At 67.1% G+C, this 15,102-nt stretch carries 12 protein-coding genes and 1 tRNA gene; 9 read left to right on the forward strand and 4 right to left on the reverse strand.

The window, feature by feature from the left end:
• The first annotated feature begins 1 nt into the window (after position 1).
• Together ACTIEF_RS11790 and ACTIEF_RS11795 are read left to right on the forward strand one after the other, a co-directional pair.
• Complete coding sequence (locus tag ACTIEF_RS11790; RefSeq protein ID WP_439472337.1) at positions 2 to 364, forward strand: MerR family transcriptional regulator; 363 nt, start codon at positions 2 to 4, stop codon at positions 362 to 364.
• The gene (locus ACTIEF_RS11795) at positions 364 to 1,164 is read left to right on the forward strand and encodes a GDSL-type esterase/lipase family protein (protein WP_439472338.1); all 801 of its coding nucleotides are present in this window, start codon (positions 364 to 366) and stop codon (positions 1,162 to 1,164) included. Before ACTIEF_RS11790 ends, ACTIEF_RS11795 begins: the two co-directional genes overlap by 1 nt.
• Here the strand turns inward: ACTIEF_RS11795 and ACTIEF_RS11800 are convergent.
• Positions 1,151 to 1,756, reverse strand: a complete 606-nt coding sequence (locus tag ACTIEF_RS11800) for a TetR/AcrR family transcriptional regulator (protein WP_439472339.1) — start codon at positions 1,754 to 1,756, stop codon at positions 1,151 to 1,153. The genes ACTIEF_RS11795 and ACTIEF_RS11800 overlap by 14 nt on opposite strands.
• 62 nt (positions 1,757 to 1,818) lie before the next feature.
• Here ACTIEF_RS11800 and ACTIEF_RS11805 point away from each other — a divergent pair, with 62 nt between their 5' ends.
• The 3 genes from ACTIEF_RS11805 to ACTIEF_RS11815 are packed head-to-tail and all read left to right on the forward strand — an operon-like array spanning position 1,819 to position 4,772.
• Positions 1,819 to 2,604 carry a Coq4 family protein gene (locus ACTIEF_RS11805; protein WP_439472340.1) on the forward strand — a complete coding sequence of 262 codons (786 nt, stop codon included), beginning with the start codon at positions 1,819 to 1,821 and terminating at the stop codon, positions 2,602 to 2,604.
• Complete coding sequence (locus ACTIEF_RS11810; protein ID WP_439472341.1) at positions 2,601 to 3,029, forward strand: DUF2147 domain-containing protein; 429 nt, start codon at positions 2,601 to 2,603, stop codon at positions 3,027 to 3,029. The genes ACTIEF_RS11805 and ACTIEF_RS11810 overlap by 4 nt, the downstream gene beginning before the upstream one ends.
• Positions 3,030 to 3,032: 3 nt before the next feature.
• Complete coding sequence (locus tag ACTIEF_RS11815; protein ID WP_439472342.1) at positions 3,033 to 4,772, forward strand: AMP-binding protein; 1,740 nt, start codon at positions 3,033 to 3,035, stop codon at positions 4,770 to 4,772.
• Here ACTIEF_RS11815 and ACTIEF_RS11820 read toward each other — a convergent pair whose 3' ends face one another.
• A complete protein-coding gene (locus tag ACTIEF_RS11820) occupies positions 4,773 to 5,627 on the reverse strand; it encodes a bile acid:sodium symporter family protein (RefSeq protein WP_439472343.1) in 855 nt (284 codons plus the stop codon).
• Positions 5,628 to 5,636: 9 nt separating this feature from the next.
• Positions 5,637 to 7,316, reverse strand: coding sequence for an FAD-binding dehydrogenase (locus ACTIEF_RS11825; protein WP_439472344.1), 1,680 nt, complete (start codon positions 7,314 to 7,316; stop codon positions 5,637 to 5,639).
• Positions 7,317 to 7,540: 224 nt separating this feature from the next.
• Between ACTIEF_RS11825 and ACTIEF_RS11830 the strand changes: the two genes are divergently transcribed.
• The 4 genes from ACTIEF_RS11830 (at position 7,541) to ACTIEF_RS11845 (ending at position 14,612) form a co-directional block, all read left to right on the forward strand.
• On the forward strand, positions 7,541 to 10,510 hold the full coding sequence (locus ACTIEF_RS11830; protein ID WP_439472345.1) for a TonB-dependent receptor: 2,970 nt from the start codon (positions 7,541 to 7,543) through the stop codon (positions 10,508 to 10,510).
• Between the two features lie 180 nt (positions 10,511 to 10,690).
• Positions 10,691 to 11,206, forward strand: coding sequence for a protein activator of alkane oxidation PraB (locus tag ACTIEF_RS11835; RefSeq protein WP_439472346.1), 516 nt, complete (start codon positions 10,691 to 10,693; stop codon positions 11,204 to 11,206).
• A 305-nt stretch (positions 11,207 to 11,511) separates the two neighbouring features.
• Complete coding sequence (locus ACTIEF_RS11840; protein ID WP_439472347.1) at positions 11,512 to 13,683, forward strand: TonB-dependent receptor; 2,172 nt, start codon at positions 11,512 to 11,514, stop codon at positions 13,681 to 13,683.
• A gap of 149 nt (positions 13,684 to 13,832) precedes the next feature.
• The gene (locus ACTIEF_RS11845) at positions 13,833 to 14,612 is read left to right on the forward strand and encodes a GMC oxidoreductase (protein WP_439472348.1); all 780 of its coding nucleotides are present in this window, start codon (positions 13,833 to 13,835) and stop codon (positions 14,610 to 14,612) included.
• Between the two features lie 348 nt (positions 14,613 to 14,960).
• On the opposite strand, the gene ACTIEF_RS11850 is transcribed toward ACTIEF_RS11845, so the two are convergent.
• Positions 14,961 to 15,036: transfer RNA gene (locus ACTIEF_RS11850), tRNA-Lys, on the reverse strand.
• Positions 15,037 to 15,102: the final 66 nt, after the last annotated feature.

Genomic DNA, 15,102 nt, shown 5'->3' on the forward strand with positions numbered 1-15,102 from the left:
GATGCGCGCCCCCGGTCTACATGCGGTGGTCAGCATCTCGCGGCTGTCGGCGATGACCGGGGTCACGCCCCGCGCCCTGCGCCACTATGAGGAGATAGGGCTGATCCGGCCACACCGGGCGGCGCACGGGGTGAGGCTGTTCACCCCGGATCAGTGCGAGCAGGCGTCGCTGATCGCCCTGCTGCGGCGGTGCGATGTGCCGCTGGAGGCCATTCGCGAGGTGCTGGGCGAGGCGCCCGCCCGACGCGACGGGAGCATCCGCCGGGCCCTCCAGCGTAAGGCCGACGAACTGCGGGATCGGCTGGCGGGGGTGACCGCCGCGCTGGCGGCGACCGCGCCGGACGCCAATCGCGACGCCGCCTGATGGCTGAGCCTTCTGGCATGGTCGATCATCTGCCGGGGACCGGCGGGCCGACCGAAGACGCCCTGACCTTTGCCCGCGCCTATCTGGCCGAAGGCGAGATGGATCCGGCCCTGACCGCGCGGCTGCGCGATCCGGAACGGCTGGCGGAGCGCGAGCGGCTGGCGGCCATCCAGCGGGCCACGGACTGGGCGGCGATGGGCTACTATCGCGACGACAATGCGCGACTGGCTGGCCAGCCGGTCGATGTGGTCTTCACGGGTGACTCCATCACCGAGATGTGGCGCATCGCTCAGCCGGAGTTGTTCACCGGCGGCGCGGTCAATCGCGGCATCAGCGGTCAGACCAGCGCCCAGATGCTGGTGCGCTTCATGCCGGACGTGATCGCGCTGAAGCCTCGGGTCGTGCACCTGATGTGCGGGGTCAATGACGTGGCCGGGAACACCGGGCCGACGACGCCGCGGGACCTGCTGAACACCATCAACGCCATGATCGATCTGGCGCGGGCGCACGGGATCGGCGTGGTGCTGGGGACCCTGACGCCGGTGACCGGCCTGCCGTGGGCGCCCGCCGTTCATGACCCGCGCGGGCGGGTGATGGCGTTGAACACCGAGGTGCGGGCGCTGGCCGGGCGGCGCGGGCTGATCCTCGCCGACTATTTCGCCGTCCTCGCCGACGAGGCGGGCGCGCTGAAGGCTGAGCTGACCCGGGACGGGGTGCATCCGACCGGGCGCGGTTATGCCGTCCTGCGCCCGGTCGTCGATGCGGCCTTGAAGACCGCCCTTGAGGTCAGCTCGGCTTGAGCAGCAGATGCGGCAGCAGGGACGCTGTGACCCGACGGCCGGCGTCCTCGTCCTGATCGAGCATGTCGCGCAGGGGCGGGCCGATCAGGGCCTCGCCAAAGGCACTGAGCGCGATGAACAGGACGGCGGACGGGATACGGGTGTGGGCCTGGCCGTCCGGGTCGCCCAGCTTGTCCTGAATGGCTTGAACCAAACCATTGACCGCGGCGCGCACCGGCTCGAGGTGGGTCAGGTCGCCCTTCAGCACGATCCAGGCGGCGAGCTTGCCCGCGCCGCCCTGGGCGAAGGCGTCGAACACCGCATTGACCAGTTCCAGCGGCGCGCCCTCGTCGGTGCGCAGGTGCTCGATGGCGGTGTCCAGCGCCTGCTGCAGGTCCGCGACCATGGAGGCCATCAGGGCGGACTGGAGCCCGGCCGCCGAGCCGAAATGGTGGATCAGATTGGTGTGGGTGACGCCAAGATCGTCAGCCACGGCCTTGAGGGTGACCGCGTCCGGCCCCCCGGACAGCAGGCGCGCGCGGGCATGCGCCAGCGCTTCCAGGCGAGCTTCCTCCGGAGTCCGGCGACGACGGCGGGGAGACGGTATTGACATCTATGTAAGTTACATCCATGTAGATAGGAGGATTGGTTAAGCTGAGCGCCCGGAGAGAGCAAGTGACTGCGGAACTATTGGTCGATGGTGGTCTGACCCGTTTGGCTCCACGGACCGTGACGCGGGTGCGTCCGCGGCGTGTTCAGCCGGTGCGCGCCTTCCGCGCCCTGCGTCGGCTGATCGCCAACAAGGAAGACACCACCCAGGTGTTCGAGATCATGAACGCGCTGGCGGGCGGGTCGGTCCGTCAGGGCTATCTGCGCCTGCTGGATCAGGTCGAGGGCGGGCGTCAGGCCTTCCTGATGACCGAACTGGCGGACCGGCTGCATGACACGGCCTGGCTGCAGAGCCTGCCGAAGGGCACCGTCGGTCACGCCTATCTGGAGTTCATCGGCGAGCGGAACCTGTCGGCCTACGGGCTGGCCAGCGAAAGCCAGAAGGTGGCTGACACCGAGATCGAGGCCGCGCACCCCCACGCCTGGTACGCCCGTCGCCTGCGCGACGTCCATGACATCTGGCACATCCTGACCGGCTATCGGACCGATGCGCTGGGCGAGGCCTGCGTGGTGGCCTTCTCGCTGCCGCAGACCCGCAGCCTCGGCTTCGGCCTGATCGCGGCGGGGGTGGCCATCCAGTTCGCCCGCGCCCGCACCGGCTATCCCTGCGCGCGCGCCGTGGTGCAGGCCTGGCAGCGCGGCAAGCGGGCGGCCTGGCTGCCCGGTCTGGACTATGAGGCCCTGTTGGCCGAGCCGCTGGAGAGCGCGCGGGCCCGCCTCGGCCTGACCCCGCCGACCCTCTATGATCAGGTGCCGCTTTCGGTTCGTGACGCCTATCGGGGCGCGGCGTGATCCGGGTCGCCGCGGCGGGTCTGCTGCTGGCCTTGACGGCGACGGCTCCGGCCGCCGCCCAGGAGGCTTCGATCCTGGGGCGCTGGCGCACGCCGTCCGAGGGCGGGGTGGTCGAGATCCAGCGCTGTGGGCAGGCCCTTTGCGGACGTCTGGTCGACGCGGCGCCCCTGCGGCGCAATCCGGACCAGCCCGACGTGCGCAATCGCGATGAGACCCAGCGGGACCGCCCGCTGCGCGGCCTGCTGGTGCTGCGCAACTTCACCGGCGGTCCGAGCGAGTGGCGCGGCGGCCCCCTCTATGATCCGAACAGCGGCCAGACCGCCGATCGGGGCACGCTGACGCTGGTGGACGCCGACCGGCTGGCCGTGCGCGGCTGTATCGCCCGCGTCCTGTGCCGGACCCAGACCTGGCGTCGGGCGCAATAGGCCTTGGCGAAGGATCGGGCGCAGGGACCGGAGACGACGGTCGAGGACGCGGACAGCCTGTGGGCGCGGCGGTTCTGGACGGACAGCTATCGTCCGGGCGTGCCCGTCTGCATCCGGGACGAACTGGCCCGGTGGTCGCGCATCGATGACCTGTTCGAGGCGGACGCCCGGCGCTACGCCGACCGGGTGGGCTTCGTCAGTCTGGGCGCGGGTCTGACCTACGGGCGGGCGCTGAGCGAGGCCAAGGCGCTGGCGGCGCGGTTACAGGCTCTGGGCGTCGGGCCGGGCGACCGGGTGGCGCTGATGATGCCCAACTGCCTGCAATATCCCGTCGCCCTGTTCGGCGTGCTGTTCGCCGGGGCGGTGGTGGTCAATGTGAACCCGCTCTACACCGCCCGCGAGCTGCGCCATCAGCTGGCGGACAGTGGGGCGGTGCTCCTGATCGCCATGGACATGTTCACCGACACCCTCAGGGACGGGCTGGAGGGCACGGAGGTGCGCCGTCTGATCCTGACCGGCATGGGCGACATGATGCCCCGGCCCCGACGCTGGGCGGTCAATGCGCTGGTGGGAAGCCGCGGCTCGAGCAAGCCTGTCGCGGGGCGGGCGGTCGAGCGCTGGACGGCGGCGCTGGCGCGCGGGCGCAAAGGGAAGCTGGCGACCGTCCGGCGCGGACCCGAGGATCTGGCCTTCCTGCAGTATACGGGCGGCACCTCAGGGGTCGCCAAGGGCGCCATGCTGAGCCACGGCAATGTGGTGGCCAATGTGCTGCAGGGGCGGGCGTGGGTGATGCAACAGATCCCGACGGACCAGCCGGTCGGCAATGTCACCCTGCTGCCGCTCTACCATATCTTCTCCCTGACGGCGAACCTGCTGATGTTCGTGGGCATCGGCGGGCGCAACATCCTGATCGCCAATCCGCGCGATACGCGGATGGTGGACTGGGTCCTGAGACGCGAGCGGTTCGCCGGTCTGGCGGGGTTGAACACCCTGTTCGCGGGGCTGCTGAAGACGCCCGGATTCCGCAAGCGCGACTTCTCGGCGTTGAAGCTGACCATCGCCGGCGGCATGGCCACCCATCAGGCCGTCGCCGAGGAATGGGAGGCGGTGACCGGGGCGCCGCTGATCGAGGGCTATGGCCTGACCGAGTGCTCGCCGGTGGTGTGCATCGGCTATGTCGATCTGGAGCGGCCCGAGACCATGGGGTTCGACGGCACGGTCGGGCTACCTACGCCCTCGACCGAGGTGCGGATGCGCCGGGCGGACGGCGGCTGGTGTGGCGTGGGCGAGCCGGGCGAGCTGTGCGTGCGCGGCCCACAGGTGATGCAGGGCTACTGGAACCGGCCCGAGGCGACGGCTGAGGTGCTGTCGCCGGACGGCTGGCTGGCGACCGGCGACGTCGGGATCATGCAGGCGGACGGCCGGGTGCGGCTGGTGGACCGGATCAAGGACATGATCCTGGTCTCGGGCTTCAACGTCTATCCGAGCGAGATCGAGGCGGTGGTCGCGGCCCATCCGCTGGTCGAGGAGGTCGGCGCTTTCGGCGTGCCCGATCCGGTGCAGGGCGAGCGGATCAAGATCGTCGTGGTGTCCCGGTCAGAGGCCCTGACCGAGGCGACGCTGATCGCCCACTGCCGCGAGCACCTGACCGGCTACAAGGTCCCGCGCCTGATCGAGTTCCGCGAGGGGCCGCTGCCCAAGAGCGCGGTCGGCAAGCTGTTGCGGCGCGAGCTGCGGGACTGATCACGCCGCGGCGCGCTGTCGGGTGACGATCATGCCGAAGACGGCGGCCAGCGGGAACATCAGGATGCCGTAGACCGCGGCGGGCAGGGCCATCTCCGGCTGGGCCAGCACGGACTGGGCGACCACGATGGCGAGGGTGGCGTTGTGGATGCCGACCTCGAAGGCGGTCGCCACCGCCTGCGGCTTCTCGATCTTCAGCAGGCGGGGGACGGCGTAGCCGATGCCCAGGCTCAGCAGGCAGAAGGCCGTGGCCACGCCGCCGAGCCGGAGGACGTTGGCGGTCAGCAGGTCGAGGCTGCTGGCCGCGGCGCCGATCACGACGATCGCCAGGATCACGATCGAGGCGATCCGCACGGGCTTGTCCATGGCGCGGGCGAAGCCGGGACGGATCGCCCGCACGGTCATGCCCAGCGCCACCGGGACCAGAACGATCAGGAAGACCTCCAGCGTCTTGCGGAACTGCAGGCCGACGGTCAGGTCGCCGGGCTGGAAGATCTGGATGGCCAGATTGGTGATCACCGGCAGGGTGATCACCGCGATCACCGAATTGATCGCCGTCAGCGAGATGTTGAGCGCCACGTCGCCCCGGAACAGGTGGCTGTAGAGATTGGCGGCGGTGCCGCCGGGCGAGGCGGCCAGCAGCATCATCCCCACCGCCAGCAGGGGCGGCAGGCGGAACAGCAGCACCAGACCGAAACACAGGACGGGCAGGGCCAGCAGCTGACAGGCCAGGGCGATGACGGCGGCGCGGGGGGCCTTGGCGACGCGGCCGAAGTCTCCGGGCGTCAGGTCCAGCCCCAGGCCGAACATGATGACGCCGAGGGCGAAGGGCAGGGCGAGGGCGGCGAATTCCATCGGTGATCCTCAGAGGGTGTCAGCGGCCATGGCCCGCCCGGCGGCGCGCCCGGAGAAGATGCAGCCGCCGAGGAAGGTGCCTTCCAGCGCATTGTACCCATGCAGGCCGCCGCCGCCGAAGCCGGCTGCCTCGCCCGCGGCGTAGAGTCCCTCCAGCACCGTGCCGTCGGCGCGCAGAACCTGGCTGTCGAGATTGGTCTGCAGACCGCCGAGGCTCTTGCGGGTGAGGACGTGCAGCTTGACCCCGATCAGCGGACCGGCGGTCGGGTCGAGCAGGCGGTGCGGCGCGGCGACTCGCGCCAGCTTGTCGCCCAGATAGCGGCGGGCGTTGTGGATGCCCTGGACCTGAACGTCCTTGGCGAACGGATTGTCGAACTGGGCGTCGCGCGCCTCGACCTGGGCGCGGATGAAGGCCGGGTCCAGCAGGGGCCGGTCGGTCAGGGTGTTCATGCGCGCCACCAGCGTCTCAAGGTCGTCGGCGACGACGAAGTCCGCGCCGTTGCGCTTGAAGGCCTCGACCTCGGGCGAGGCGCCCTTGCCCAGCCGGGTCCGCAGCACGCGCAGCTTGTCGCCCGATGTGATGTCGCCGTTCTGCTCTGAGCCGGAGAGGGCGAACTCCTTCTCGATGATCTTCTGGGTCAGGATGAACCAGGAGTGGTCGTGCGCGGCGAGGTCCGGCGTGGTCCGCAGGTGGCGCAGGGTCGAGATGGTGTCGTAGCCCGGCAGGGCGGGGGCGGGCAGACGCCGGCCCAGGGCGTCCAGCCATAGGGACGACGGACCGGGCAGGATGCGGATCGCATGGCTGGGCCAGATCGGATCCCAGTTCCGGACGCCCTCGACGTAGTGCCACATGCGGTCACGGTTCACGAGCCGTCCGCCGATGTCGTGGGCGATGTCCAGCATCCGGCCGTCCACATAGGCGGGGACGCCGGTGATCATGCTCCTGGGCGGTTCGCCGAGGCGAGCGGGCCAGTGGCGGCGGACCTTCTCGTGGTCGCCGCCGATGCCGCCCGTGGCGATCAGAACTGTTGGGGCGCGCAGGATGAAGTCGCTGACGGCCTCGCGGTTCGAGGCCGCGCCGCGCGGGGCGTCGTCGTCGGCCAGCACCGCACCGGTCACGCCGGTGACGCGCCCGCCCTCGACGATCAGCCGGTCCACGCGATGGCGCGGGTGGAGGGTCAGCTTGCCTTTCTTCGCCGCCGCGAGCGCCCGCTGGGCGAAGGGACCGGCCACGCCGGTGCCCGTGCCCCAGGCGACGTGGAAGCGCGGGACCGAGTTGCCATGCCCGTCCGCGCGCCCGTCGCCCCGTTCGGCCCAGCCGACCATGGGGGTGAGCTTGATGCCGTGGCGGCGCAGCCAGTCGCGCTTCTCTCCGGCGGCGAATTCGACATAGGCCCGCCCCCAACGCATGGCCCAGACATCCTCGTCGAGCAGGCCGTTCAGTCGATCCCAGCCCGCGCTGCCCTGCCAGTCGGACCAGGCGAGATCGAGGCTGTCGCGAACGCCCAGCCGACGCTGCTCGGGACTATCGACCAGGAAGAGGCCGCCGAACGACCACCAGGCCTGACCACCCAGATTGCCCGCGTTCTCCTGATCGACCAGCGCCACTTTTCGGCCCGCGCGGATCAGCTCATTGGCCGCGACCAGCCCGGCCAGTCCCGCGCCGATGATGATGGCGTCATAGGTCATGCGTCCCTCCCGTGAGCAATCAGTTCTTCCACAACTGACATAAATGTAAATAAGTGCAACGACGATTTCCCACATACATCGGTGCCAATAAGTATTGACATGTTCGTGAGTAGTGCGAAGTTGCGGACAACCACCGGTGGCCCGCCGAGCCGAGTGGGAAAAACAGGCGGGAGGAAACGTAGATCGCGCGCTGTTGGGGAATGGTGCGCTCGGGAGGGATTTCCATGGCTTCATCGGCCTGTATTCGCGCGCGTCTGGCGATGTCCGTATCCGCGGTCGCCCTGTTTCTCGGGGCGGGCCCCGCTTTCGCCCAGACGGCTGACCCACAGGTCGATCCGACACCTGCCACTCTTGATGAGATCATCGTCACCGCCCAGAAGCGCGAGCAGGCGATCCAGGACGTGCCGATCGCCGTGTCGGCGTTTTCGGCCGAGGTTCTGGACGAGCTGCGCATTGAAGGCGGATCGGAACTGCTGCGCGCCATCCCGAACGTCAGCTTCTCCAAGTCCAACTTCAGCATGTACAATTTCTCGATCCGCGGGATCGGGACCAAGGCGGTCTCCGCCTCGTCGGACCCGGCGGTGGCGGTCAGCTTTAACAACACGCCGCTCATCCGCAACCGACTGTTCGAACAGGAGTATCTGGACGTCGAGCGGGTCGAGGTGCTGCGCGGGCCGCAGGGCACCCTGTACGGCCGCAACGCCACCGCGGGCGTGGTCAACATGATCCCCAACCTGCCGGGCCCTGATTTCGAGGCCATGGCGAAGGCGGAGACCGGCAATTACGGCTCGCTGCGCGGCCAGGCGATGATCAACATTCCCCTGAGCGACACCTTCTGGGTTCGCGCGGCGGGGTCGTTCACCCAGCGCGACGGCTTCGACCACAACACCTTCCTGGACACGGAGGTGAACGGCCGCGACCTCTGGTCGACCCGGGTGTCGGCTGCGTGGGAGCCGAATGACCGCTTCAGCGCCAATCTGGTCTGGGAGCATTTCGAAGAGGACGACAACCGGTCCCGGACCGGAAAGCAGCTGTGTACGCCCGACCCGGGCCCGGCCAGCGTGGGCTCGGCCACCATAACCGATCCCCAGCTGCGCGGCCGCATGAGCCAGGGCTGTCTGCCTGGATCCCTGTATGCGGACGCCGCCTACGGCGCCCCAAACGGTACGGGCATGTCGCAGGTCATCGCGGCGGGCGTCGGCATCGGCTTGGACGCTCCGATGTTCCCGAACAATCTGATCTTCCTCGTCCAGCCCGGCGTGAACCCCTACGAGGGCATTGTCCAGTCGCGCAACATGCGGGAGATCGCCACCAGCTACGATCCGGTCTTCCGGGCCAAGAACGACGTCGTCCAGATCAACCTGAGCTATGAGCTGGACAACGGGATCACCCTGTATTCGCAGACGGCTTATGCGAAGGACGACTACTATTCGACGCAGGACTACAACCGCTTCGTATCCAATCCGCTCTTCCCGACGGTGTCTCAGGTCTACAACCAGATCGGGCAGTTGGTTCCCGTCAACATCACGCCTGGCGGAATCTATAACGATCCGCAACTGGGGGCGTCCGACAGAATGATCTCGGCTGACCTGAGCCAGTCGGACAATCGGCAATGGTATCAGGAATTCAGAGCCCAGTCGGACTTCGATGGCGGCTTCAATTTCTCGATCGGCGCCAACTATCTCGATTTCCAATCAGAAGATAACTACTACGTATTCAACAATCTTTTCAATATTGTTGCGGATTATTACTATAATGTTCCGCCGACTCTTCAGCTTCCGCCCACTCCAGTCGAGTGCACCCCGACCACGACGATTCAGTGTATTTATGTCGACCGAAGCCCGATCGACGATCTGGCAGGCGACGGGCACAACTACTTCCGCAGCAAGAACCGCGTGCAGACCCGGTCCTGGTCGGTGTTCGGCGAAGGGTACTGGGACCTCGGCTCGACGGTCCGGCTGACCGCGGGCCTGCGATACACCAACGACGACAAGACCTCCGAACTGTACCCGAGCCAGCTCTTGCTGGGCGGGGTGCCGTCAACCGGTGAGCCCGGGAATTCGGGCGGCTACTATTCGCGCGGCTATGAGAAGATCGGCGAAATCAACCAATCCTGGGAAGCGCTGACCGGACGCCTGGTGGTGGACTGGAGGCCGACCGACGACATCATGCTGTATGCGTCCTACGCTCGCGGCTACAAGGGGGGCGGCGCGAACCCGCCGCGGGCCGATATCAACCCGTTTATCGTCCAGTATCAGCCACTGGCGGAGACCTTCGAGCCGGAATACGTGAACGCGTTCGAGATCGGCGCGAAGACGACGTCTCTGGACGGCCGGCTGACATTCAACGCCACGGCTTTCTACAGCGACTACAAGGACTATCAGGTTTCGCAGATCGTCGACCGCATTTCGCTCAACGAGAATTTCGACGCCCGTACGATGGGTGTGGAGCTGGAGACGGTGTACCGGCCGACCCCCGACTTCCGCATCGACGCCAACCTTGGATATCTGCGCACCCGCATCGCGGACGGTGAACGGTCCATTGATGTGATGAACCGGACGCAAGGCGACCCGGAATGGATGGTCCTGCGGCCCTGGCTGCAGGTGCCGTCCAACTGCATCGCGCGCGTCGAGCACGTCGAAACGATCATGAATTCGTTCTGGACGCAGATCCTGGGGGGGATCTTCCCGCTGGCCGCCCTGTGTTCGGGCGCCAGGGAGTACGGAACATTCACGCCGAACGTGACCAGTTCGACGCCGTTCTGGCAGCTGTACGGCTTCACCTATGATCCGCTGGTTGACGGCCCCAACGGCGGGCGTGGCTTCGAGGCCGATCTGAGTGGCAACGAACTGCCCAATGCGCCGAGATGGACCGCCAATATCGGCGCCCAGTACACCTTCCATATTACCGACTGGGATTTGACCGTCCGTGGCGACTACTACCGCCAGTCGTCCAGCTATTTCCGGGTCTACAATACGGAGTACGACCGCATCAGAGGTTGGGACAACGCCAACCTGTCGATGACGCTCGAAAACCCGGACCAGAACATCGTCATCCAAGCCTACGTCAAGAACGTGTTCGACGACGCGCCCATCGTCGACGCCTTCACGAACAGCGACGACTCCATGCTGACGACCAATGTCTTCACGCTGGACCCCCGGCTGATCGGATTCAGCATCGCCAAGCGGTTCTAGGCCGGTCGCGCCCGCGTGTTCAGGCGGCCACGAGATATCGTGGCCGCCTGAGACCAATTCTTCATGTATTCATAAAGTAATTAACTATCAATTTCTGGTTGTGTTTCTTGCAACTCTGAATATCTGTGGTAGAACTCTCCCACCCCTCCATTGAGGAGGGATAGAATAGGGAGAATTGAAATGCTGAAGAAGATTTCTGCTGCTGTTCTTTCCGTAGCGCTTCTGGGTGTTGCGGGTCACGCGTCTGCTCAGGTCAACAGCGCTACCGGCACCTTCAGTGTGCGCGGTAACCTTACGATGTCTCAATCCACCACCCGGATCTGCGACGTCACCCTGAACATCACGATGACGGGTCCTGTCGCCACGAGCGGCCAGGTCACGAGCGCGACCTTCGCTCCGGGCCAGACCGGCTGCGGCTTCCCGATCTCGCCGCGGAACATCCCGTGGACGGTCACCTATGTGGGGCCGGGCGCTATCCGCATCACCGGCGTCGGCGCCAATACCCTCTTCGGGTATTGCGACAACGGCGTGATCGACGTGGCCTGGAACAACACGGCGCCCGGCTCCGGCACCGCGACCGTGGCTCCGCCGTTCCCCGGCACCACCTCGATCCCGAGTGTTCCGTACCCGACCGCGACCTGCAACATCACGGGTCCGGTTACGGTCATCTCGGGTGGCCCGGTCTCCGTCACCTGATCGACCCTGACGACCCAGGGGGAGAGGCGACTCTCCCCCTGACTGTCTGAAGGCGGAGTGCCTCACCGATTTCTGGTTCACGGAAGATCGCGGCGGTGTCGCCCCAGGCGAGAGGCTGCGATCTCTTTGCCTAGGCTGTCCGAAGACTGAATTTCGTACCCGTATCTGATGGATGGGAGATGGTCGTCCTGTCGTCGCAGTTGAATGGATCGATGATCGTCCTGTCGTCGGCCTGCCTGTTTCCGAACGCACGGGTGCCGTGGGGCGCCTGGGCGTTTGCACGCCGTGGGGCGAGATAGTTCGCGATGCCCTGGTCGCCGCTGATCGTGGCTGTCTCCAGCCTGCTGGGCGCTCCTCAATCAGACGCGCCCGCCGTCGCGGTCGTGGACCCGCCCTCGCTCGCCCTAACCTCCCAGAGCCTTGACGATCCGGACGCGGTGAAGGTCGACGACGTCTTCGTCATTGGCCGGCGGGGCGCCGCCCGCGTGCCGCCCGAAATCGAATTGGGCGAAGGCGAGATCGACAATCTGGGCGCCTACGACATCGGCGAAGTCATCGCCCGGATCAGTGGAAACCTGGGCCTGGACAGGCCGCCCGTGCTCCTCATCAACGGCCGCGCGGTCGTGAACCCGGGCGACTTCATGGGCTTCCCGCCCGACGCCCTCGTGCGGGTCGAGGTGCTCCCGCAACAGGCCGCGGCGATCTACGGCGAGGAGCCGAGCAGCCGGGTCCTGAATCTGGTCCTGAAGCCGGAGTTCAGAAGCCGTGACGCCTTCCTGAGGGCGGCGAGACCCACGGCGGGGGGAACCTCGTCGCTCGCGGCGGATGGACGGCAGTCTGAGATCCACGGCAACGACACCCGACAGTACGGCGTCCAGGTCTCGAGCGACACGGCCCTGCGGGCCGAGGAGCGGCCGGGCTATATTCGCGACCATCCAGGGAGCGCGGGCCAGACCCTCAGACCGGCGGGAGAGGGCGTCATCGCCAACTTCTCCATGACCAGAAGCCTTGGCGAATGGTCCAGTTCGCTGGGCGCGACCGGACGGGCGTCGACCGACCGCTTCGCCTCGGTGATCGACGGACGGGTCGTCGAGACGCGCAGCCAGACCCAGAGCCTATCCCTGACCGGCGGTCTGTCCGGAGATGTCCTGGGCTGGAGCACGCGGCTGGGCCTGATGGGATATGCATCGAATGTGTCGCAGGAGGGGGCGTCGGACACCCGCTCGCGAATCTTCTCCATGACCGCGGATTTGACAGGGAACCGACCTCTGAGGGACCTTTCGGCCGGTCCCGTCATGGCCACGCTGGGCGCGCGGTACGCCGGTTCGCGGAGCGACAATGACACCGGATCCGTGGATATGCGGCGGACCGCCCAGGCCCTGGACCTGAGGGGAAATCTGGCCCTGCCGTTGTCGCGCCTGACGCAGGACGGCCCTGGCCTGCGGTGGGGCGATCTTTCCATGATGTTGGGGGCGACGCGGACGGGGCTGCTCGACGCCGCTGGCCAGGGAGAAGGGCTGGATATCGGCCTGAACTGGGCCCCCATGCGGAAATTGAGATTCAACGGCCAGTGGTCCAGCTCCACCGGCAGTCCTTCGGCCACCTTGAGGTACAACCCGATCTACTACGGCCCGCCGACGGTCGTGTTCGACTTTCGGAACGGGGAGTCGGTGACGGTGCTGCCGCTCCTGGGCGGCAATCCCGACCTGCAGCCGCAGACCTCCCGGACGCTTTCCCTTTCGGCGTCGGCGGGTCCGTTCACGCTATGGAGCGTGCAGGGGCGGGTCGGTTTCCACAGAGCGAGTTCGATCAACGGCTACGGCGCCCCGCCGGAGCTCACGCCCGCCGTGGAGGCGGCCTTCCCCGAGCGCTTCATCCGGAACGCCAGCGGCCGCCTGATCGGCGTCGACCAGCGGATGATCAACCTGGACTCCGCGACCGTGGAGACCCTGTCGTCCGGCCTGAACCTCAGCATCCCTTCCGGCCAGAACGGGCCGGGATGGCAGGTGTCGGTCAATCACAGCTGGCAACTCAGCAATGTCGTGGTGCTGCGCCCGGGTCTTCCCGAGCTCGACCGTCTGGCTGGGGACGGCGGCGGGACGCCGCGACAGCAGGCCAGTGTCCAGGTCGACGGCCGCCTCGGGAACTGGGGCCTGAACGCCGGCGCGCGCTGGCAGAGCGCGTTCCGCATCCGGCGCGACATCGGCATGGACGGGCCGAACGACATTGAACGGTCCGCCTTCGCGGCGGTCGATCTCAAGATCAGCTATCTTTTCGAACGCACTGCTCCGGCCGCCCAAGACGGAGCCAGCTCCAGCGGGGATGGCGACATCCGGGTGGAGTTGCAGATCGATAACCTGTTCGACGCGCGGCCCGAGGCCACGCGCGGCGATGGTCGACCGGTTCCGGGCTACGGCCGCGACGATCAGGACCCGCTGGGGCGTGTGGTGCGTCTGACCCTGAGCCGACGTTTCTGAGCGCCTTGGACCGCGCCGGGGAGGGGCTTCTTGCAACCCGTTAACTCTATGGATCGCCCCTAAAGGTTGTGATAGCCCTGCCCTGGGCTTCGAATAGCTATGTTCGACAAGGGGGCTGGTGGTGGGGACGGCAGCGGGTTCCGCGAATCTTGATTTCGGCGATCCGTCATCGGGCCGCACAGCCCGACCCCGCAAAGGGTCCTCGATCATGTGTTCTTCTGCTCCGAAGCGGGCTGGAGGCCGTCCGGGAAACCGAGCGGTTTGACGTCGTCGTCATCGGCAGCGGCTTCTGCGCCCTGGCCTTCGTCGATCCTGCGCTGAAGCGGGATCCTCACATCCGGATCCTGGTCCTTGAGCGGGGACCGTTCTTCCTCCCCGAGCATTCCCAGAACCTTCCCCTGCCGTATCAGCACACGCTCGGGGGGCTGAGCGAGACCTTCCCCTGGACCCTGTCCGCGAAGACCGCGCCCCAGCCGCCGGGGCAGATCATCTGCTGGATGCGGCCGAGCGGCCAGCGTGACCCCACCCCCAATGTGCTGTTGCAGGTGCTGGCGAACGAGGCCGACCGCGAGACGTGGGACGTGGTGGACGCCGCGACCCTCCAGATGCTGGAAGCCGTCCTGTTGCCAAAGGGCGCCAACGCAGTTGAATACTTGCATGGGGCGCCCAACGCCGGGGAATGGCGCTCTGATCGGCCGAATGAGGTGGAGCGGCGGGTGCCCGCGCTGGTCCACGAAGGTTCGCCGCTGTGGATCTACCCGGATGAAGCGGCCGGACCGGTGCGGGCCGACTATCGCCCCCAAGGGGTGGAGAACGTCTATGTGACGGGCGCCGCTCTCTGGCCCAAGAGCGGGTTCTGGAACCCGACGCTGACGATGGCGGCCTTGGCGCAGGATCTGGCGGACCAGATCGTCGGCGAGCGGGACTAGGGTTCGATGTCGCTGACGGCTCGGTCCGGCTCGCCGCCGCCGGTACGCATGCGGCCGAGTGGGGGCGGCGCTCGATCCAGTTTCCGAACCCGTTCTACGGCGGGTTCCTGCTCAGTTTGCGCAATCCTGACGGCCCCCCGATCACGGAGGACGACGGCGCCGCGCTGGGGATGACCGATAAAGTCGCGCGTCCGGCTCGCACGGCCGGGACGACGCCGAAGGTCGAGCTGCTAAACCCGTGGACCCCCTGATCCACAGTCATGTCGTCGAGGGCGGATGGCGGCCATCGATCTGACCGATCCAGTCAGGTCGCGGCTTCGACTTTTCGGAGGAATTTCAAAAGGACGATGGTGGGTGATCACAGGTTCGAACTGTGGACCCGCTGATTAAGAGTCAGCTGCTCTACCAACTGAGCTAATCACCCGAACTCATCGTCTTCTCGCTGACAATCGGTTGGGACCGGCGTCGGCGAGGGGCGGGAGATAGAGGC

This window comes from Brevundimonas sp. (assembly GCF_051858995.1).
In the GTDB taxonomy this organism is placed as follows: Bacteria; Pseudomonadota; Alphaproteobacteria; order Caulobacterales; family Caulobacteraceae; genus Brevundimonas.